Origin of the sequence: Streptomyces sp. NPDC003247, assembly GCF_042888135.1 — a bacterium.
In the GTDB taxonomy this organism is placed as follows: domain Bacteria; phylum Actinomycetota; class Actinomycetes; order Streptomycetales; family Streptomycetaceae; genus Streptomyces.
In genome coordinates, this window is sequence record NZ_JBIAPF010000006.1 from 542,341 (window position 1) to 561,793 (window position 19,453).

At 72.2% G+C, this 19,453-nt stretch carries 18 protein-coding genes; 15 read left to right on the forward strand and 3 right to left on the reverse strand.

Annotated elements, in window-relative coordinates:
- Positions 1–27: 27 nt before the first annotated feature.
- From ACFYWQ_RS23180 to ACFYWQ_RS23230, 11 genes are all read left to right on the forward strand, one after another.
- Positions 28–1,029 carry a fumarylacetoacetate hydrolase family protein gene (locus ACFYWQ_RS23180; protein ID WP_389518764.1) on the forward strand — a complete coding sequence of 334 codons (1,002 nt, stop codon included), beginning with the start codon at positions 28–30 and terminating at the stop codon, positions 1,027–1,029.
- Positions 1,026–1,988 (forward strand): cyclase family protein, encoded by a 963-nt coding sequence (locus tag ACFYWQ_RS23185; protein WP_389518765.1) that lies wholly within the window; start codon positions 1,026–1,028, stop codon positions 1,986–1,988. The genes ACFYWQ_RS23180 and ACFYWQ_RS23185 overlap by 4 nt, the downstream gene beginning before the upstream one ends.
- A 23-nt stretch (positions 1,989–2,011) precedes the next feature.
- Positions 2,012–3,142, forward strand: a complete 1,131-nt coding sequence (locus ACFYWQ_RS23190; protein WP_389518766.1) for an FAD-dependent oxidoreductase — start codon at positions 2,012–2,014, stop codon at positions 3,140–3,142.
- Positions 3,139–4,137 (forward strand): amidohydrolase family protein, encoded by a 999-nt coding sequence (locus ACFYWQ_RS23195; RefSeq protein ID WP_389518767.1) that lies wholly within the window; start codon positions 3,139–3,141, stop codon positions 4,135–4,137. Before ACFYWQ_RS23190 ends, ACFYWQ_RS23195 begins: the two co-directional genes overlap by 4 nt.
- Positions 4,138–4,141: 4 nt before the next feature.
- Complete coding sequence (locus ACFYWQ_RS23200) at positions 4,142–5,074, forward strand: VOC family protein (protein WP_389518768.1); 933 nt, start codon at positions 4,142–4,144, stop codon at positions 5,072–5,074.
- A 113-nt stretch (positions 5,075–5,187) separates the two neighbouring features.
- Complete coding sequence (locus ACFYWQ_RS23205) at positions 5,188–6,159, forward strand: fumarylacetoacetate hydrolase family protein (RefSeq protein WP_389518769.1); 972 nt, start codon at positions 5,188–5,190, stop codon at positions 6,157–6,159.
- Positions 6,156–6,911, forward strand: a complete 756-nt coding sequence (locus tag ACFYWQ_RS23210; protein ID WP_389518770.1) for an SDR family NAD(P)-dependent oxidoreductase — start codon at positions 6,156–6,158, stop codon at positions 6,909–6,911. Before ACFYWQ_RS23205 ends, ACFYWQ_RS23210 begins: the two co-directional genes overlap by 4 nt.
- Positions 6,908–7,687 (forward strand): SDR family NAD(P)-dependent oxidoreductase, encoded by a 780-nt coding sequence (locus ACFYWQ_RS23215; RefSeq protein ID WP_389518771.1) that lies wholly within the window; start codon positions 6,908–6,910, stop codon positions 7,685–7,687. The genes ACFYWQ_RS23210 and ACFYWQ_RS23215 overlap by 4 nt, the downstream gene beginning before the upstream one ends.
- Before the next feature lie 13 nt (positions 7,688–7,700).
- On the forward strand, positions 7,701–8,483 hold the full coding sequence (locus ACFYWQ_RS23220) for a CoA transferase subunit A (RefSeq protein ID WP_389518772.1): 783 nt from the start codon (positions 7,701–7,703) through the stop codon (positions 8,481–8,483).
- Positions 8,483–9,133, forward strand: coding sequence for a CoA transferase subunit B (locus ACFYWQ_RS23225; protein ID WP_389518773.1), 651 nt, complete (start codon positions 8,483–8,485; stop codon positions 9,131–9,133). Before ACFYWQ_RS23220 ends, ACFYWQ_RS23225 begins: the two co-directional genes overlap by 1 nt.
- A gap of 118 nt (positions 9,134–9,251) precedes the next feature.
- Positions 9,252–9,965: a hypothetical protein gene (locus ACFYWQ_RS23230; protein ID WP_389518774.1), complete on the forward strand. Its 714-nt coding sequence runs from the start codon at positions 9,252–9,254 to the stop codon at positions 9,963–9,965.
- Between the two features lie 90 nt (positions 9,966–10,055).
- Here the strand turns inward: ACFYWQ_RS23230 and ACFYWQ_RS23235 are convergent, their stop codons facing one another.
- Positions 10,056–11,360 carry a DUF3500 domain-containing protein gene (locus ACFYWQ_RS23235; protein ID WP_389518775.1) on the reverse strand — a complete coding sequence of 435 codons (1,305 nt, stop codon included), beginning with the start codon at positions 11,358–11,360 and terminating at the stop codon, positions 10,056–10,058.
- Between the two features lie 492 nt (positions 11,361–11,852).
- Here ACFYWQ_RS23235 and ACFYWQ_RS23240 point away from each other — a divergent pair, with 492 nt between their 5' ends.
- From ACFYWQ_RS23240 to ACFYWQ_RS23255, 4 genes are all read left to right on the forward strand, one after another.
- Positions 11,853–12,056: a cold-shock protein gene (locus ACFYWQ_RS23240; protein ID WP_385077134.1), complete on the forward strand. Its 204-nt coding sequence runs from the start codon at positions 11,853–11,855 to the stop codon at positions 12,054–12,056.
- A gap of 365 nt (positions 12,057–12,421) precedes the next feature.
- The gene (dctA, locus tag ACFYWQ_RS23245) at positions 12,422–13,825 is read left to right on the forward strand and encodes a C4-dicarboxylate transporter DctA (RefSeq protein ID WP_389518776.1); all 1,404 of its coding nucleotides are present in this window, start codon (positions 12,422–12,424) and stop codon (positions 13,823–13,825) included.
- 115 nt (positions 13,826–13,940) lie between these two features.
- Complete coding sequence (locus ACFYWQ_RS23250) at positions 13,941–14,846, forward strand: LysR family transcriptional regulator (protein WP_389518777.1); 906 nt, start codon at positions 13,941–13,943, stop codon at positions 14,844–14,846.
- 242 nt (positions 14,847–15,088) lie between these two features.
- The gene (locus ACFYWQ_RS23255) at positions 15,089–16,174 is read left to right on the forward strand and encodes a tartrate dehydrogenase (RefSeq protein ID WP_389518778.1); all 1,086 of its coding nucleotides are present in this window, start codon (positions 15,089–15,091) and stop codon (positions 16,172–16,174) included.
- A gap of 171 nt (positions 16,175–16,345) precedes the next feature.
- Here the strand turns inward: ACFYWQ_RS23255 and ACFYWQ_RS23260 are convergent, their stop codons facing one another.
- Together ACFYWQ_RS23260 and ACFYWQ_RS23265 are read right to left on the reverse strand one after the other, a co-directional pair.
- Positions 16,346–16,789 carry a helix-turn-helix transcriptional regulator gene (locus tag ACFYWQ_RS23260; protein WP_389518779.1) on the reverse strand — a complete coding sequence of 148 codons (444 nt, stop codon included), beginning with the start codon at positions 16,787–16,789 and terminating at the stop codon, positions 16,346–16,348.
- Positions 16,790–16,894: 105 nt separating this feature from the next.
- Positions 16,895–19,288 carry an ATP-binding cassette domain-containing protein gene (locus ACFYWQ_RS23265; protein ID WP_389518780.1) on the reverse strand — a complete coding sequence of 798 codons (2,394 nt, stop codon included), beginning with the start codon at positions 19,286–19,288 and terminating at the stop codon, positions 16,895–16,897.
- Positions 19,289–19,453: the final 165 nt, after the last annotated feature.

Below are 19,453 nucleotides of genomic sequence, written 5' to 3' on the forward strand. Positions count from 1 at the left end.
GATTAGTCACACCGCAATCAGGAGGACATGTTCGTGAAACCTGAAGCCGCGTCCGCGCTCTTCGCCGGCCCGTTCGCCCTCGGCACTCTCTCGGCCCCGGACGGGCCCGCCTTCCCCGCCCTCGTCACCCCGGACGGCCAGGCGCTCGATCTCCGCACGCCCTTCGGCGGGGAATCGCTGACCGTCCGGGATCTGCTGGACGACTGGGAGACGGCCCTGCCGCGGCTGCGCGAGCTGGCGGCCGACACCTCGCTCCCCCGCACGCCGCTCGCCGGGCTGCGGGTGCACGCGCCGGTCGAGCCGCGCCAGGTGTTCCAGTCGGGCGCCAACTACCGGCAGCACGTCATCGACCTGCACGTGGCCCACCGCGCCCCCGGCGACGACCGGCCCGAGGGCGAGCGGCGCGCCGAGGCCGCGGAGATCATGGACCGCCGGGCGGCGGAGGACCTGCCGTACGTGTTCATCGGCCTGCCGAGCGCGATCACGGGTCCGGGCGACGACGTCGTACTGCCGGCCTGGGCCGAGAAGCCGGACTGGGAGCTGGAGCTGGCGGCCGTGATCGGCCGGCCCGCCCACCGGGTGTCCGTGGAGGAGGCGCTGGAGTACGTCGCCGGGTACACGATCGCCAACGACCTGACCGACCGTGCCACCGTCTTCCGCCGGGACATGCCGCCGATCGGCACCGACTGGCTGCGCAGCAAGAACGCCCCCGGCTTCACCCCGCTCGGCCCGTGGATCGTGCCGACCGAGTCGATCGCCGAACCGAACGACCTGCGGCTGGTGCTGAAGCTGAACGGCGAGACCATGCAGGACGAGTCCACCAAGGACATGATCTTCGACGTGGCGCGCATGGTGGCGTACGCCTCCCAGACCGCCCGTCTGCTCCCCGGCGACCTGGTGCTGACCGGCTCCCCGGCCGGCAACGGCATGCACTGGGGCCGGCTGCTGCGCGACGGCGACGTCATGGAGAGCTCGATCACCGGGCTCGGCGTCCAGCGCACCCGCTGTGTGGCGGAGGAGACGCCGTGACCCTGGACCGCCACGACCCGGAGGGCGCGATCGCGGGCGCCGCGAAGGCGTACTCCAACTGGGGCCGCTGGGGCGAGGACGACGTGCTCGGCACGCTCAACTTCCTCGACGAGGCCAAGCGGCGCGAGGGCGCGGCCCTGATCCGGCGCGGGGTGAGCTTCTCCCTCTCCCAGCGGTTCGACATGGACGGCCCGCAGAAGGGCTGGCGCCGGCGCACCAACCCGGTGCACACCATGCTGGACACGGGCACCGACGCCGCCCTCGGCAACCAGGGCTTCCCGCACGGCATCGGCGGCGCCGACGACGTGATCGCGATGCCGTTGCAGTGCTCCACCCAGTGGGACGGGCTCGGGCACATCTTCGACCACGGCAAGGCGTGGAACGGGCGTCCGGCCGAGAAGGTCGTCACCTCCGACGGCGACCTGGTCACCGGCATCGAGCACATGGCCCCGCACGTCGCCGGGCGCGGTGTGCTGCTCGACGTGGGCCGCGTGATCGGCGAGGACGGTGAGCTGCCCGACGGCTTCGCGATCACCGAGGAGCACCTGACGGCGACCGCCGAGGCCCACGGGGTGACCGTCGGCCGGGGCGACATCGTGCTGGTGCGCACCGGGCAGCTCGCCCGCGTCCGCCGCGACGGCTGGGGCGACTACGCGGGCGGACCCGCGCCCGGCCTGTCCTTCACCACGGCCGGCTGGCTGCACGGCACCGAGATCGCCGCGATCGCCACCGACACCTGGGGCTTCGAGGTGCGGCCCAACGAGTTCGAGCACGCCTTCCAGCCGCTGCACCAGGTCGTCATCCCCAACACCGGTCTGCTCATCGGCGAGATGTGGGACCTGGAGGCGCTGGCCGAGGACTGCGCGGCCGACGGCCGCTACGACTTCTGGCTGACCGCGGCGCCCCTGCCCATCACCGGCGCCGTCGGCTCCCCGGTCAACCCGATCGCCGTCAAGTAACCCGAGGAACAAGGGAGTTCCCCATGAGCAATGCCCGTACGGTCCTGGTGATCGGCGGTGGCGCGGCCGGCAACGCCGTGACGGTCCTGCTGCGCCGGGCCGGCCTGACGGTGGACCTCGTCGAGGCGAAGGACGACTGGAACGCCACCGCGGGCTCCGGCATCACCCTCCAGGGCAACGCCCTGCGGGTCCTGCGCGAACTGGGCGTGTGGAAGCAGGTCGAGGCGTCCGGCTTCGGCTTCGGCTCCGTCGGCATCACCGCCCCCGACGGGACCGTCCTGCACGTCCAGGACGACCTGCGCACCGGCGGCGACGACCTGCCCGCCACCGTCGGCATGCAGCGCCCGCAGCTCCAGCGCATCCTCATCGACGCCGTCCGGGACAGCGGCGCCCGCGTGCGGCTGGGCACCCGCGCCGAGTCCCTGGACCAGGACGCCGACGGCGTGACCGTGCGCTTCACCGACGGCACCGAGGGCCGGTACGACCTGGTGATCGCGGCCGACGGCCTCGGCTCCGCCACCCGCGCCGCCATCGGCGTCCCGGACCGGCCCGAGCCGACCGGGATGGCCATCTGGCGCATCGCCGCCCCCCGACCGGCCGGGGTGACCCGCACCGACCTCGCCTACGGCGGCCCCGCGTACATCGCCGGCTACTGCCCCACCAGCGACTCCACGATCTACGCGTACGTCGTCGAGGCCAACCGCGACCGGGCGGCCATTCCGGCGGACACGTACGCCGACGAGATGCGCCGCCTGGCCTCCGCGTACGGCGGTTGCTGGCCGGAGATCACCGCGCACATCACCGATCCCGCGCAGGTCAACTACACCTGGTTCGACCGGATGCTGGTCGAGGGCTCCTGGCACCGCGGCCGCGTCGTGCTGATCGGTGACGCCGCCCACTGCTGCCCGCCCACCCTCGCCCAGGGCGCCGCGCTGTCCCTGGAGGACGCGTGGGTGCTGGCGCAGCTGCTGACCGGCGCCGACACCTGGGACGACGCGCTGCTCCAGGCGTTCTACGAGCGGCGGATCAGCCGCGTCCGGCCGGTCGTCGAGGCGTCCGTGCAGATCGGGCAGTGGCAGCTGGACGGGGCGCGCGACGCCGATGTCCCGGGCCTGATGGCCCGCACCATGACGATGCTCCGGGAGCTGCCGTGACGACGCCGACCGTGGACGTGCACGCCCACGTCCTCCTGCCCCGGATCGAGGCGCTCGTGGCGGGCCTGCCCGGCCACGCCGAGGCCAAGGCCCTGGACGCCCGCCGCAACGGCCCCGCCGCCCTCGCCGTCAACGGCCCCATGGTGGGCGCGCGCATCCCGAAGCTGACCGACGTCGCCGTGCGCCTGGCGTCGATGGACGCGCAGGGCGTGGAGGTGCAGCTGGTCAGCCCCTCCCCGTCGCACTACCACTACTGGGCGGACGAGGACACGGCCGAGAAGGTGTACCGGCTGGCGAACGAGGCCACGGCCGCGCACTGCGCCGCCGCCCCCGACCGGCTGCGCGGGCTCGGACTCGTGCCGCTCCAGCACCCCCACCTCGCGGTCGCGGCCCTGGACCACGCCCTGGAGCAGGGGCTGCTGGGTGTGGAGATCTCCAGCCACGCCCCGGGCCGGGAGCTGTCCGACCCCGCCTACGAGCCGTTGTGGACGCGGGCGGAGGAGACCGGGGCGATCCTGTTCCTGCACCCGTTCGGCTGCACGCTCGACGAGCGCCTGGACCGGTGGTACCTGTCCAACATCGTCGGCCAGCCCACCGAGAACGCCGTCGCGCTGTCCCACCTGATCTTCTCGGGCGTCCTGGACCGGCACCCGGGGCTGAAGCTGATCGCCGCGCACGGCGGCGGCTACCTGCCCACCCACATCGGCCGCTCCGACCACGCCTGGTCGGCCCGCTCCGACGCGGGCGCGGGCTGCGCCCACCTGCCGAGCAGCTACCTGAAGCGCCTGTACTTCGACTCCCTGGTCCACGACCCGCACGTGCTGCGGGAGCTGGTCCGCGCCGCCGGGGCCGACCGGGTACTCCTCGGCTCCGACTTCCCCTTCGACATGGGCAGCGAGGACCCGGTCGGCGCCCTGCGCGCCGCGCGGCTGTCCGACGCCGACGTCGAGGCCGTACGGGGCGGCAACGCGGCCGCCCTCCTCCGGAAGGACTGACACCATGCGCCTGCTCACCCACCTGCGGCACGTCGACCTCGCCGTGCCCGACTACGACAAACAGCTGGACTTCTACGCCGGCGTCTGGGGCCTGACCAAGGTCGCCGAGGACTCCGGCGTCTCCTTCCTGGCCGCCGAGGGCTCCCCCGAGCAGTACGTCGTCCGGCTGCGCAAGGCCGACGAGAAGCGCCTCGACCTCGTCTCCTACGGCGCCGCGTCCGCCGCCGACGTCGACACGCTCGCCGAGCGGCTGTTGGCCGGAGGCGTGCAGCTGATCTCGCAGCCGGGCACGGTCGACACCCCCGGCGGCGGCTACGGCTTCCGCTTCTTCGACGTCGACGGACGCACCATCGAGGTCTCCGCCGACGTGGAGGTGCGGCAGCACCGCAAGATCGAGGAGAAGGAGTCGATCCCGGTCAAGCTGTCGCACGTCGTCCTCAACTCCCCCGACCTGAACCGGACCCGCGAGTGGTACGAGCGCCACCTCGGCTTCGCCCTCTCGGACACCCTCAGCTCGCCCCACATGGGCGAGGTCATGCACTTCATGCGGATCAGCAACCAGCACCACTCGATGGCGCTGGCCAAGGGCCCGCACACCTCGCTGCACCACATCTCGTTCGAGATGCGCGGCATCGACGAGTACATGCGCGGCTCCGGCCGGGTCATCCGCGCCGGGTTCCAGAAGATCTGGGGCCCCGGCCGGCACATGGCCGGGGACAACACCTTCACGTACTTCCTCGACCCGCACGGCAACACCGTCGAGTACACCACCGAGCTGGAGACCCTCGACGAGGACACCTGGCACCCCCACGTCTACGACTTCTCCCAGCCCGAGGTCACCGACCAGTGGGGCACGGCGAACCCGATGAACGAGCTCGTCGCCAAGGAGTCGTTCAACGACCCCGACCGCGGCGTGTTCGTCGCCCCGCCGGTCTGATCCACCCCGCCGACCCCGGGGGCGCGGCACGTCCTGTCATGCCCTGACTGCCCGCCGCGCCCCCGGTCCGCAAGCCTTCCGTCACCCCTCCCATCCCTCCCAGGAGCCGCACCATGCGTTTCGCCGCCTACGAGCACCGGCAGCGCCGCCGCGTGGCCGTCGTCGAGGAGGACGGCACGCTCCTCCCGCTGCCCGGCGTGCAGTCCCTCACCGCGCTGCTCGCGGAGACCGACGGGCTGCCCGGACTGCTCGCCGCCGGCGCGGCCGCCCTCGACGTGCCCGCGGGCCCGCACGTCTCCCAGGTACGGCTGCTGCCGCCCCTCCAGCCCGCCTCGGTCCGGGACTTCGTCACCTTCGAGGAACACGTCGAAGGGGTACGCCGCTCCGTCGACGGCGCGGCAGGCGTGCCCGACCAGTGGTACGCGGCACCGACCTTCTACTTCACCAACCCGCACGCCGTCTACGGCCACCTCGACGACATCCCGGTGCCGCCCGGCTCGTCGGTGCTCGACTTCGAGCTGGAGGTGGGCGTCGTCATCGGCCGCGAGGGCCGCGACCTGACCCCCGCGGCGGCCCGGGACCACATCGTCGGCTACACCGTCTTCAACGACTGGTCCGCCCGCGACCTCCAGTCCGCCGAGATGAAGGTCGGCCTCGGCCCCTGCAAGGGCAAGGACACCGCCACCACCCTCGGCCCCTGCCTGGTCACGGCCGACGAGCTGGAACCGCACCGGGACGACGACGGCTTCCTGCGCCTGGCGCTGACCGCCGAGATCAACGGCGAGGTGGTCGGCGAGGACCTGCTGTCCAACATGAGCTGGACCTTCGAGGAGATGGTCGCCTACGCCTCGCGCGGCACCCGCGTCGTGCCGGGTGACGTGCTCGGCTCCGGCACCTGCGGCAACGGCGGCTGCCTCGCCGAGCTGTGGGGCCTGCGCGGCGAGCAGTCCCCGCCGCCACTGAAGCCCGGCGACACCGTCACCCTCACCGTCGAGGGCGTCGGCACGCTCACCAACACCGTCGTCCCCGGTGTCGAGCCCGTGCCGCTGCCGGCCGGCCGGCGCCGCTCGCGGGAGCGGCCGTGACCGCCCCGCACCCCAAGCGGCTCCTGGGCAAGGTCGTGGTGGTCACCGGCGCGGCCCGCGGCCAGGGCGCCGCCGAGGCCGAGGCGCTCACCCGGGAGGGCGCCCGTGTCATCGCCACCGACGTCGACCCCGGGGACGGCTGCCGCCGGCTCGACGTCACCAGCGAGCGGGACTGGGCCGGCCTCGCCGCCGACCTGCGCGAGGCGTACGGGGAGGTGCACGGCCTGGTGAACAACGCGGGCGTCACCTGGCGCGCCCGCCTCGGCGACGTACGCCCCGAGGACATGGCGCGCGTCCACGCGGTCAACGTCACCGGCCCCCTGCTGGGCATCCAGCACCTCGCGCCCCTCATGCCCGCCGGCGCCTCCGTGGTGAACGTGGGCTCCTCGGCGGCCCTCACCGCCCACTACCCGGTGGCCTACACGACCAGCAAGTGGGCGCTGCGCGGCCTGTCCCGGACCGCCGCCCTGGAGCTCGGCCCGCGCGGCATCCGCGTCAACACCGTCCACCCCGGCTACATCGAGACCGACATGACCGCTTCCGCCGCCCCGGCCTTCCGCGAGGCCAACGTCCGCGAGACCCCGCTGGGCCGCACCGGCACCGTCGACGAGGTCACCGGCCTGGTCGTCTTCCTCCTCTCCGACGAGGCGTCCTTCGTCACCGGCGCCGAGATCCCCGTGGACGGCGGGCTCACCGCGCACGGCGGCATCAAGTCCGTCTCCGACGCCCTGCGCGCGGAGGTGACCGGATGAAGCGGCTCGAAGGGAAGGTCGCGCTGGTCTCCGGCACCGCGCGCGGCCAGGGCCGGGCGGCGGCGCTGCGCTTCGCGGCCGAGGGCGCGCTCGTCGTCGGCGGCGACCTGCTGCACGAGGAGGCCGTCGAGACCCAGCGGCTCATCGCCCGCGAGGGCGGCACCGCCCTCACCCCCGGCCCGCTGGACGTCACCGACGAGGACTCCGTCCGCTCCTGGGTGGCGGAGGCCGTCGACGCGTTCGGCGGCGTCGACATCGTCTACGCCAACGCCGGCGCCGTCCGCTTCGGGGCGATCGACAGCCAGCCGTACGACGACTTCGTGTTCACGATGCGCGCCGAGCTGGACTCGGTGTGGCTGACCGTGCGCGCGGCCTGGCCGCACCTCGTCGCCGCCCGCGGCTGTGTCCTCACCGTCGGCTCGACGGCCGGGCTGACCGGCTCGCTCACCAACGCGCGCACCGCGCACACCGCCTCCAAGGGCGCGGTGATCGCGCTGACCCGCCAGCTCGCCGCGGAGGGTGCCCCGCACGGCATCCGGGTCAACTGCGTGAGCCCCGGAATGATCGACACCGACGGCTCCCGCGGCAACCTCCTCGCCGACGACCACCCGATGCGCTCCATCGCCCGGCACATCCCGCTGGGGCGGCTCGGCGCGGCCGACGACGTCGTCAACGCGGCCGTGTTCCTGGCCTCCGACGAGGCCGCGTACATCACGGGCGCCAACCTCGTCGTGGACGGCGGCTGGTCCGCCGTGCTGCCCGGCGCCACCACCTGAAAGGACTCCCCCTGTGAACAAGGTCCGCGGCAGCGCCGCCGAGGCCGTCGCCGACATCCCCGACGGCGCGTCACTGGCCGTCGGGGGCTTCGGCCTCAGCGGCGTACCCGAGGCACTGATCCGTGCCCTGCACACCCAGGGGGCGACCGGTCTGCGGGTCGTCTCCAACAACTGCGGCGTGGACGGCCGCGGCCTCGGCGTCCTGCTCGCCGCCGGCCGCATCGCCCGCGTCACCGGCTCCTACGTGGGCGAGAACAAGGAGTTCGCCCGCCAGTACCTCTCCGGCGAACTGGAGGTCGAGCTCACCCCCCAGGGCACGCTCGCCGAACGCCTGCGGGCCGGCGGCGCCGGCATCCCCGCCTTCTACACCCCGGCGGGCGTCGGCACCCAGGTCGCCCAGGGCGGCCTGCCCTGGCGCTACGCCCCCGACGGCTCCGTCGCCGTGGCCTCCCCGCCCAAGGAGACCCGTGACTTCGCGGGCCGCCCGCATGTGCTGGAGGAGGGCATCACCACCGACTTCGCCCTCGTACGGGCCTGGCGCGGCGACCGCCACGGCAACCTGTGCTTCCGCCTCGCGGCGGCCAACTTCAACCCCCTCGCCGCGATGGCCGGCCGCGTCACCGTCGCCGAGGTCGAGGAGCTCGTCGAACCGGGCGAGCTGCGCCCCGACGAGGTGCACCTGCCCGGCATCTATGTGCAGAGGGTCGTCCGGCTCAGCGCCGAGGAGGCCGCCGACAAGCGGATCGAGCGCCTCACTGTTTCCGCATCTTCGACCCGAGGGACGGTGCGTTCCTGATGGCCTGGACACGCGACCAGATGGCGGCCCGCGCCGCCGCCGAGCTCACCGACGGCTCCTACGTCAACCTGGGCATCGGCCTGCCTACCCTGATCCCCGGCCACCTCCCGCCCGGGGTCCACGTGGTGCTGCACTCCGAGAACGGCATCCTGGGCACCGGCCCCTACCCCACCGAGGACCAGGTCGACCCGGACCTGATCAACGCCGGCAAGGAGACCGTGACGGTCCTGCCGGGCGCCTCCTTCTTCGACTCGGCGCTCTCCTTCGGCATGATCCGCGGCGGCCACATCGACACCGCGGTCCTCGGCGCCATGCAGGTGTCGGCCGCCGGCGACCTGGCCAACTGGATGATCCCGGGGAAGATGGTCAAGGGCATGGGCGGTGCCATGGACCTCGTGCACGGCGCCCGCCGGGTCATCGTCCTGATGGAGCACACCGCGAAGGACGGCAGCCCGAAGATCCTGAAGGACTGCACCCTGCCGCTCACGGGCGAGCGGTGCGTGCACCGCGTCATCACCGACCTGGGTGTCCTGGACGTCACCGACGACGGCCTCGCCCTGGTCGAGACGGCTCCGGGCGTCACCGTCGAGGACATCACGTCCCGCACCGACGCCCCGGTCCGCCTGGGCAGCCACTCGGCCGCCTGCTGACCGGCCCCACACCCGCGGGCCGCGGCGCGGGCCGGTGCCGTGATCCAATGGTGACGGCTCGGGGCACCCGCGCCGTCAAGGCCCAGCCGAGTGAAGGCCGAGCGAAGGGGGACGCTCCGTGGACGCTCTCGCGGAAGCCGTGGGCTCGCAGATCTTCGGCGCGGTGGTGGCCGCCGCGCTCACCGCGGTCATGGGCCTGGTGCGCTGGTTGGCGGTCCGCCGGCTGCCCGCACGTCGTACATGGCGCTACGCGGACGGAGCCGGACTCTCCATCGTCCTGGACACCTCCCACATCGACACCGGCCGTTATCAGCGGCCGGTGGCCGGCCTGGGGCAGATACGCGCCCTGTCCGTGCTGATCCCCTCGCTGACCCACGCCTACCGGGACGTCGACCTGGAGAAGGTCCGCCTGTCGGCGCATCTTCCGGGGCACGAGACGGAGGGCGATCTGCTCGTCCTGGGCGGGCCGAAGAACAACGAGACGGCTCACCGTCTCCTGCGGGCCATGGCGGAGGCGCTGCCCTTCCGCCTGCGCGGGGACGCCATCACCTGGGGGGACACCGCCTACACCGGCGATGTCACGGACGGTGAGGTGACCCGGGTCAGTGGCTACGTGGTCAGGGCACCGAACCCCCTCAACCCGGCCAAGCGGGTCGTACTGGTCGGGGGCTGGTCGACCTACGGCACCGTGGCCGCCGCCCGTTGGCTCGCGGAGAGCGGCGCCGGCCGTTCTCTGGGGGCCGATGTCGCCGTGCTCGTGGAAGCCTCGGTTCTCCGCGACGGCCACGTCTCCGCACCGCGGCTCCTGCGCCAGGAGAACCTCGGCGTGTGAGGGGGCGGGTGCGGGGCGCCCGGCCGGACGCCGACGGGCGCCCCGGCCGGAGCCGGGGCGCCCGAGGTGACGCGGGCGGCGGAGCGACCGTCAGTGGTCGGTCGCCAGGTGGAGCTTGAGCAGGTCCACGCCGTAGTCGTTGCCGTTGGGGGTGCGGATGATGGTGTGGATGTGCTGCTGGGTGGGGGTTCCGCCGGGACCGCCGCCGCCGGGGGCGCCGCCCGGGCTCGCCGAGGTGGAGGGGGAGGCGGAGGCGGACGGCGTGGCCGAGGCCGAACTGCCGTCCTCGTCCTCGTGGTACGCGAGCGGGGACTCGGCGTCGTACTCGATCAGCACGACCGGGCTGTGGACGCGGTAGTAGAACGCCGAGTCGTCCTCGTACTCGCCGATCCAGTAGAAGTACGTGTCGTCGAGGTGCTTCTCGATCTCCCGCAGCCGCACCCGCGCGTGGCCCTCGTCCTGGTAGCCGACGTACACCTCGACCAGGTCGAGCAGCAGCTGCTGCTGCCTGCGGTTCAGCTCGGAGCCCTTGAGACCCGCGTACGGGATGACGGCGTTGTCCTGGCCGGCTCCGGCGATCAGGTCGGCGCCGGTCTTCGCGGCGGTGGAGAGCGCGGTGGCGAGCTGAGTGCTGTCCAGCGAGCGCAGCAGCTTGAGGCCGGCGGCGGTCTCCTCCCGGAAGAGGTGGTAGTTCACACCGTCGTACGTGATCTTCGTCGGCTCGGAGCCCATGAAGGTCGGGGTCATCACGACCTGGTCGCCCAGAACGAAGTAGTTGATGACGAGGTGGTGGCCCTCGAACTGGAAGCCCCAGGCGTCCTTCGCCGACGGGGTGCCCATGACGGTGAACCAGTAGGCGTCCTCGTTGAGCGCCTTGGAGGTGTCGCCCGAGTACTCGCCGAGGAAGTGGTTGAGCTTGCGGATGCTGTTGGCCTGCTTCAGGCCGCGAGCCGACAGCGAGGCCTTGAGCAGCTTCAGGGCGAGCGCGTACTGCTTCTCGGTGAGGTCGCGCAGGGCGACGCCCTCACGGTCGTTGGAGTCGACGTTGGTCCAGTCCAGCCACTGGTCGGCGTCGACGTCGAAGAGCGTGGCCGACTTCTGGTCGTCGGTGAGCGAGTCGACGAAGGATTGCGCGGCGCGGATCACCGGGGTGGTGGAGACGCCGGTGGAGTGGATCGCGTACAGGTCGTCGACGACGGTGCCGTCCGTGGTGACGCCGACGAAGTCGTCGTAGGCGATCGTCTGGCCGAAGCCGCCGCCGGCCGGCGGGCCCGACGGCGACGCGCTCGCGGTCGCGTCGGTCGTCGACGTCGTCTCGGCGCCGGCCGTGGTGGCGGCGTAGCCGCCCATGACCGCGACGGCGGAGACGCCGCCGGCGAGCAGGGCCTTGTTCATGAACCACCGGCGTGAGCGGTGGGTTCCCGGGGTGCGCGGCTTGTGTCCGTGGGTGGTGTGATTCACATCGTCGACAATTTCGTCGATGATTAAAGGGAGGCTGGCAACAACCTGTGTACTGCATAGGAATCGTCGCGTCGGGTGTACATGAACTGCGGTCCCACGTAGGGCAGTTGGCGGAGCGGTGAGGGTATACGCGGGCGCGTCGGCGGCGGCTCCGGCCACCGAGGACGGGCCCGTGGAGGTGGTTCCTCCGGTGGAGGCGGCGGGGGCGACCGGCCTCTCGTGGCGGGCGCCGCACGAGGGTCCCGGCGTCGGCCGTGCACCGGCCGGCGTACGTCTCGCGCAACACGAAGAAGACCTCGTGCAGAAAGATCGGATAATTCGGTGACCCGTGGGGTAGGAAGGGTTCTGGGACGCCGCCCATGCTCGTGGAAGGCTCCCACATTCCACTCCAGCCGGGTGACCGGCGAGAACGAAGGACACAACAGCATGGCCAGCGGCACCGTGAAGTGGTTCAACGCCGAGAAGGGCTTCGGATTCATCGCCCAGGACGGCGGCGGGCCGGACGTCTTCGCGCACTACTCCAACATCTCCGGCAACGGCTACCGGGAGCTGGTCGAGGGGGAGACGGTCACCTTCGACGTGACCCAGGGCCAGAAGGGCCCCCAGGCCGAGAACATCGTCCGCGGCTGACACGGATCCCGGGCCCCGGGCTCTCCCCTCGAGAGCCCGGGGCCGGGTCCTGTCCCGCCACAGGATGTGAAGGGGTCCGGCAGCAGCCGGGCCCCTTGTTCGCGTTGCACTCCGTGCCGGTGCCGTCCCGCCTGAGCTGACGCCCACGACTCCGGAACCGCCGCTCCGCCTATAGGCACCGCCTATGCGGGGCATCGATTTTTGGTCGTGGACCTGTCGGCGTGTGAGCGGCTTCACTGAGCCGTCAGTTGGGGCGGTGCCGGTCGGGCCCGGTGCCGCAACGGACCTCGCCGTCGCGGCCGTCGGTGCCGCAGCCGCCGTGTCGCGTGCCGGTGGGGCCCGGCCGTGCCCGGATGGAGGTTGCAATGACGCACACCCCGGACGTAGCCGCAGGCGGCGCCGTGAGGAAGGCCAAGCCCTGGTACCGGCAGTTGTACGTGCAGGTGCTGGTGGCGATCGTGATCGGTGTGGTGCTCGGGTGGCGGTGGCCGGATCTGGGCACGTCGATGGAGCCGATCGGCACGACCTTCGTCACGGCGATGAAGATGCTCATCGGTCCGATCGTCTTCCTGACCGTCATCGGCGGCATCGCCGGTGTGGCGGACCTGAGGAAGGTGGGCCGCACCGGGGTCAAGGCGCTCGTCTACTTCCAGGCGGGCACGATCGTGGCACTGGCCGCCGGCCTGGTGGCGATCAACCTCTTCCCGCTCGGCGAGGGCGTGCACGCGGACGTCGGTGAGCTCGACACCTCGGGAGACGCCGGTCAGTACATCGAGAAGGGTGAGCACCAGCACTGGTGGGAGTTCCTGACCCACCTGGTCCCGGACAGCTTCTTCGGGGCGTTCGTCGACGGGGACATCCTCCAGGTGATCTTCCTGGCCGTGCTCTTCGGTATCGCGCTGAAGGTGGTCGGCCCGGCCGGCGAGCCGATCGTCGCGTCGGTCCACCGTCTGACCGACGTGGTCTTCAAGGTCCTGTCGTTCGTGATGAAGGCGGCACCGCTGGGCGCCTTCGGCGCGATGGCCTTCGCGATCGGCAAGTTCGGCCTCTCCACGCTCACCAGCCTCGGCTCGCTGATCCTGCTCTTCTACGCCACCTCGATCCTGTTCGTCGTGGTGGTGCTGGGCGCGGTGCTGGCGGCCTACGTGAAGCTGAACATCTTCCAGTTGCTGCGCTTCTTCAAAGAGGAGCTCCTGCTGGTGCTGGGCACGTCGACGGCCGAGCCCGCGCTGCCCGGTCTGATGCGCAAGCTGCGGTTCATGGGGGTCGACCGGCCCACGGTGGGTCTCGTCGTGCCGACCGGCTACAGCTTCAACCTGGACGGGGCGGCGATCTACCTGTCCCTGGCCACGCTGTACATCGCCCAGGCCACGGACACCTCGCTCTCCGCGGGCCAGCAGCTCGGACTGCTCGCGGTGATGCTGCTGACGTCGAAGGGCGCGGCCGGCGTGGCCGGGGGCGGATTCATCGCGCTGACCGCGACCCTGTCGACCGTCGGCCACGTGCCCGCCGCGGGCATCATGCTGGTCTTCGGCATCGACAAGTTCATGTCCGAGTGCCGGGCCCTGGTCAACTTCTGCGGCAACGCGGTCGCCACCCTCTTCGTGGCCCGCTGGGAGAACGCGCTGGACCTGGAGCGGGCCCGGCAGGTCCTGGCCGGCCGGCTGACCGAGGACCCGGCCGAAGCCCGGCGGGAGGACGCTCTCGCCGACCCGGGACAGCCGGTGTCGTCCGTGGCGTCGTCCGCGACGGCGTCCCGGCCGGCCTGACGGCACCGGCACGACCTTCCGATGTCCCGACGACGGCTCAGGGGGCCGGCCACGTCCACCTGACGCTGCCGCCCCCTCGATAGGCTGCCCTGATCGGAGCAGCCAAGGAGGCGGTGTGGACGCCCGGCAACTGCAGTACTTCCTCGCCATCGTGGAGCACGGCGGCTTCAGCAAGGCGGCGGCCGCGCTCCACGTGGCGCAGCCGTCGCTGTCGCAGGCCATGGCCAATCTGGAAGCGGACCTGGGAGTGGCCCTCTTCCACCGCATGGGCCGCGGCGTGGTCCTCAGCAAGGCCGGCGCCGAACTCCTCGAACCGAGCCGGCGGGTCCTGCGCGACCTGGACGCCGTACGGGAGAAGGCCGCCTCCCTGGCCGGCCTGGGGGGCGGCACGGTGGAGGTGGCCGCGATGCCGTCACCGGGCATCGAACCCCTGACCTCGCTGATCCACCGCTTCGCGGCGTCGCACCCGTCCGTCACCGTCGTCACCCGGGCCGCGTTCACACCCGAGGAGACCGTCGGCCTGGTCCGCAGCGGCGCCTGCGAACTCGGGCTGCTCGGCGCGGCCAGCCCCGTGAGCGCACCGGGGATCGACGTCCTGCCCGTGGAGGAGCAGCCGTTCGTCGTCGTGGCCGCCGCGGGCGGCCCCTTCGAGGACGGTGCCGTCCTGCGTCCGGAGGAACTCTCCGGGCGGAAACTGATCGCCTCCCGTCCCGGGAGCCTGATGCGGACCATCGTCGACGACGTCACCGCCCGCAGCGCGGACACGGAGATCGTCGCCGTCGTCGACCACCGCACCTCCATCCTCCCGCTGGTGCTCACCGGCGTGGGCATCGCGGTCCTGCCCGCCTCCTGGACGCGTCTGGCGCGCCGTTGCGGTCTGGTGGTCGCCTCCCTGGAACCCACCGCGCACCTGCACGTCGCGATGATCAGCCTGCCGTCCCACCTCACCCCCGGCGCCCAGGCCTTCCTGGAGCTGACCCGCGCCCTGGCCCTGCGCCGCACCGGGGCCTCACCGGCGTGAGGCGCCACCGGCGTCGCGCCCGCCGCCGCGCGTGCCGTGGCGCCCGGCCGCGCTCCCGCCGTGTCTCCTGTCGTGTCTCCTGTCGTGTCTCCTGTCGTCGTACCGATCGGTCGTTCCTATAGGTCGCATCGGAAGCACGTCTTGGACGCCTCCGCGGCGCGCGTGTTGACTCGGTGTCACCTCGACCCCACACCGCCTAGGCTCACTCGAGCAGGGCGTTCCCCCACCAGCCGGAGGCTCCCGTGACCGAGACCACCCGTACCTTCCGCATCGCCGCCATCCCCGCCGACGGCGTCGGCGCCGAGGTCGTCGCCGCGGGCCGGGCCGTGCTGGACGCGCTGGCCGCCGACTCGCGCGGCGCCTTCGCCTTCGACTGGCAGGAGTTCCCCTGGGGCTGCGACTTCTACGAGCGCACCGGCAAGATGATCGACGACGACGGCCTGGAGCGGCTGAAGGACTTCGACGCCATCTACTTCGGCGCCGTCGGCTGGCCCACGGTCCCCGACCACATCAGCCTGTGGGGCCTGCGGCTGAAGATCTGCCAGAACTTCGACCAGTGGGCCAACGTCCGCCCCGTGCACTTCCTGCCCGGCATCACCAGCCCGCTGCGCAAGGCCGACGACACCGAGCTGGACTGGGTCGTCGTCCGGGAGAACAGCGAGGGCGAATACGCCGGTCTCGGCGGACGCAACCTCTCCGGCCGCGGCCGGGGCGGCGAAGTCGCCGTCCAGTCGGCCCTGTTCACCGAGGTGGGCTGCGAGCGGATCATGCGCTTCGCCTTCGATCTGGCCCGCACCCGCGCCCACCGCAAGGTGTCCTCCGTCACCAAGAGCAACGCCCAGCAGTACGGCATGGTCCTGTGGGACGACGTGTTCCGGCGCGTCGCCGCCGACTACGCCGACGTCGAGACCGAGAGCGTGCTCGTGGACGCCATGTCCGCCAAGTTCGTCCTCCGCCCCGAGGACCTCTCCGTCGTCGTGGCCTCCAACCTCAACGCGGACATCCTCTCCGACCTCGGCAGCGCGCTGGCCGGCAGCCTCGGTCTGGCCGCCAGCGCCAACCTCAACCCCGAGCGCCGCTTCCCCAGCATGTTCGAGCCCGTCCACGGTTCCGCCCCGGACATCGCCGGGCAGGGCCTGGCCAATCCGATCGGCGCGGTGGGCAGTGCCGCGCTGATGCTGGAGCACTTCGGACTTCCCGAGCAGGCGGCCCGTCTGCACCGGGCCATCGAGGCCACCACGGCCGCGGGCGTCCTCACCCGGGACGTCGGCGGCACCGCCTCCACCGAGGACGTCACCAAGGCCCTCATCGACGCGCTGAACGGCTGAGCCGACGGCCGTCGGTGTCCCGCACCTGGGGCCGTCGGTGTCCCACCCGATCGTCCCGGGCCGCCTTCACGTCGCGCCGGCAGCCCGGGCAGCCGCTCCACAGCGGCCGCCACCGTGCCGGGTCCCGATCCACCGGGACCCGGCACGGTGCCGCGTTCCGGAGCGGTCGCGTCAGGTGGTGTCCGACGACCGCGCCTGCCGGTTCCTGACCGGTCTGGTCACCTGTTTCGCCACGCACGACGGGATGCCCTCGGTCCCGCTCGCCGCCAGGCGCCGGTAGGCGCTGGGGGACATGCCGACCAGTTCGCTGAAGCGCGTGCTGAAGGTGCCCAGCGACGCGCAGCCGACCGCGAAGCACACCTCGGTGACGCTGAGTTCGCCCCGCCGCAGCAACGCCATCGCCCGTTCGATCCGGCGCGTCATCAGGTAGGAGTACGGCGATTCCCCGTAGGCGAGGCGGAACTCGCGGCTGAGATGGCCCGCTGACATGTTCACGGCGCGGGCCAGTGCCTCGACGTCCAGCGGCTGCGCGTACTCCCGGTCGATGCGGTCGCGGACGCGGCGCAGCAGCGCGAGGGTGCGCAGGTGCTGCGCCGCGGCGGGTCTGCTGGTCACCCACGCGATCCTGCCACACAGGACGGTGGGGCGGCGGGGCCGCGGACACCCTGCCCTCCCCCAGCCGTCGCGGGCGGGTGCCGGCTGCCGTCGCGGGCGCCCCGGTCAGGCGCCCACGTAGGCCGCGAGGTGCTCGCCGGTGAGGGTGGAGCGGGCGGCGACGAGGTCGGCGGGGGTGCCCTCGAAGACGATCCGGCCGCCGTCGTGGCCGGCGCCGGGACCGAGGTCGATGATCCAGTCCGCGTGTGCCATGACCGCCTGGTGGTGTTCGATGACGACAACCGACTTGCCCGAGTCGACCAGCCGGTCCAGCAGGCCGAGCAACTGCTCGACGTCGGCGAGGTGGAGGCCGGTGGTCGGCTCGTCGAGGACGTAGACGCCGCCCTTCTCACCCATGTGCGTGGCCAGCTTGAGCCGCTGCCGCTCGCCGCCGGACAGCGTGGTGAGCGGCTGGCCGAGGGTGAGGTAGCCGAGCCCGACGTCGGCGAGCCGTTCGAGGACGCGGTGCGCGGCCGGGGTGCGCGCCTCGCCGGTGGCGAAGAACTCCTCCGCCTCCGTCACCGGCATCGCCAGCACCTCGCTGATGTCGCGGCCGCCGAGGCGGTACTCCAGCACCGAGGCCTGGAACCGCCTCCCGTCGCACTCCTCGCAGGTGGTGGCGACGCCGGCCATCATCGCCAGGTCGGTGTAGATGACGCCGGCGCCGTTGCAGTTCGGGCAGGCGCCCTCGGAGTTGGCGCTGAACAGCGCCGGCTTCACGCCGTTGGCCTTGGCGAACGCCTTGCGGATCGGGTCGAGGAGCCCGGTGTACGTCGCCGGGTTGGAGCGGCGCGAGCCGCGGATCGGGGCCTGGTCCACCGAGACCACGCCCGCCGAGGCCGGGACGGAGCCGCGGACGAGCGAGCTCTTGCCCGAGCCGGCCACGCCCGTGACCACGCACAGCACGCCGAGCGGGATGTCGACGTCGACGTCGCGCAGGTTGTGCGTCGACGCGCCGCGGATCTCCAGCGCGCCGGTGGGCTCGCGCACCGTCTTCTTGAGCGCGGCCCGGTCGTCGAGGTGGCGGCCGGTGACCGTGCCGCTAGCCCGCAGTCCCTCGACGGTGCCCTCGAAGCAGACGGTGCCGCCCGCCGTTCCGGCCCCGGGCCCGAGGTCCACCACGTGGTCGGCGATCGTGATCGCCTCCGGCTTGTGCTCCACGACGAGCACCGTGTTGCCCTTGTCCCGCAGGCGCAGCAGCAGGTCGTTCATCCGCTGGATGTCGTGCGGGTGCAGGCCGATGGTGGGCTCGTCGAAGACGTAGGTGACGTCGGTGAGCGAGGACCCGAGGTGGCGGATCATCTTCACCCGCTGCGCCTCGCCGCCCGACAGCGTGCCCGACGGACGGTCCAGCGAGAGGTAGCCGAGGCCGATCTCCGTGAACGAGTCGAGGGTGTGCTGGAGCGCCGTGAGCAGCGGCGCCACCGACGGATCCGACAGGCCGCGGACCCAGTCGGCCAGGTCGCTGATCTGGAGGGCGCAGGCGTCGGCGATGTTGAGCTCTCCGATTCGCGACGAGCGGGCGAGTTCGCTCAGCCGGGTGCCGTCGCACTCGGGACAGTCGGCGAAGGTCACCGCCCGGTCCACGAACGCCCGGATGTGCGGCTGCATCGCCTCCCGGTCCTTGGAGAGCATCGACTTCTGGAGCTTGGGGACCAGCCCCTCGTAGGTGAGGTTGACGCCGTTGATCTTCACCTTGGTCGGCTCGCGGTAGAGGAAGTCGTGCCGCTCCCTCTTGGTGTACTCGCGGATCGGCTTGCGCGGGTCGAAGAAGCCCGACTCGGTGATGACCCGCACCACCCAGCCGTCCCCGGTGTAGGTGGGGATGGTGAAGGGGTCCTCGGAGAGCGACTTGGAGTCGTCGAAGAGCTGGGTGAGGTCGAGGTCGGTGACCGTTCCCCGGCCTTCGCAGTGCGTGCACATGCCACCCGTGCGGCTGAAGGTCACCTTCTCGGTCCGGGTCCTCTCGGATCCGCGGTCGACCGTGTACCCGCCGCTCGCGGAGACCGAGGCGACGTTGAAGGAGTACGCGCCGGGCGGGCCGATGTGCGGCGTGCCGAGCCGGCTGAAGAGGATGCGCAGCATCGCGTTGGCGTCGGTGACCGTGCCGACCGTGGAGCGGGGGTCGGCGCCCAGCCGCTGCTGGTCGACGATGATCGCGGTCGTCAGCCCTTCGAGGACGTCGACCTCGGGCCGCGCCGGCGTGGGCATGAAGCCCTGGACGAAGGCGCTGTAGGTCTCGTTGATCAGCCGCTGGGACTCGGCGGCGATCGTGTCGAACACCAGCGAGCTCTTGCCCGAGCCGGAGACACCGGTGAACACCGTCAGCCGGCGTTTGGGGATCTCGATGTCGACGCCCTTGAGGTTGTTCTCGCGCGCCCCGTGGACGCGGATCAGTTCGTGGCTGTCGGCGGCGTGCGGCACGGGCGACTGCTGGTTCGCCGTCGTGGCCTTGCTCATCGTGGTCTTCTCCTCTGTCGGGCGGGGCCGTCGTCGCGGCCTCGCCCCGGCTCGCCCGGTTCCGTCCGCGGTCATGCTAGGTGGGGCTCGGCACGGGCTGCTTCTCGATTCCTGACCGGTCCGCTCCTCCCCGTCCGCCCTCCCGCTGCGCCCTCCCGGTCCACG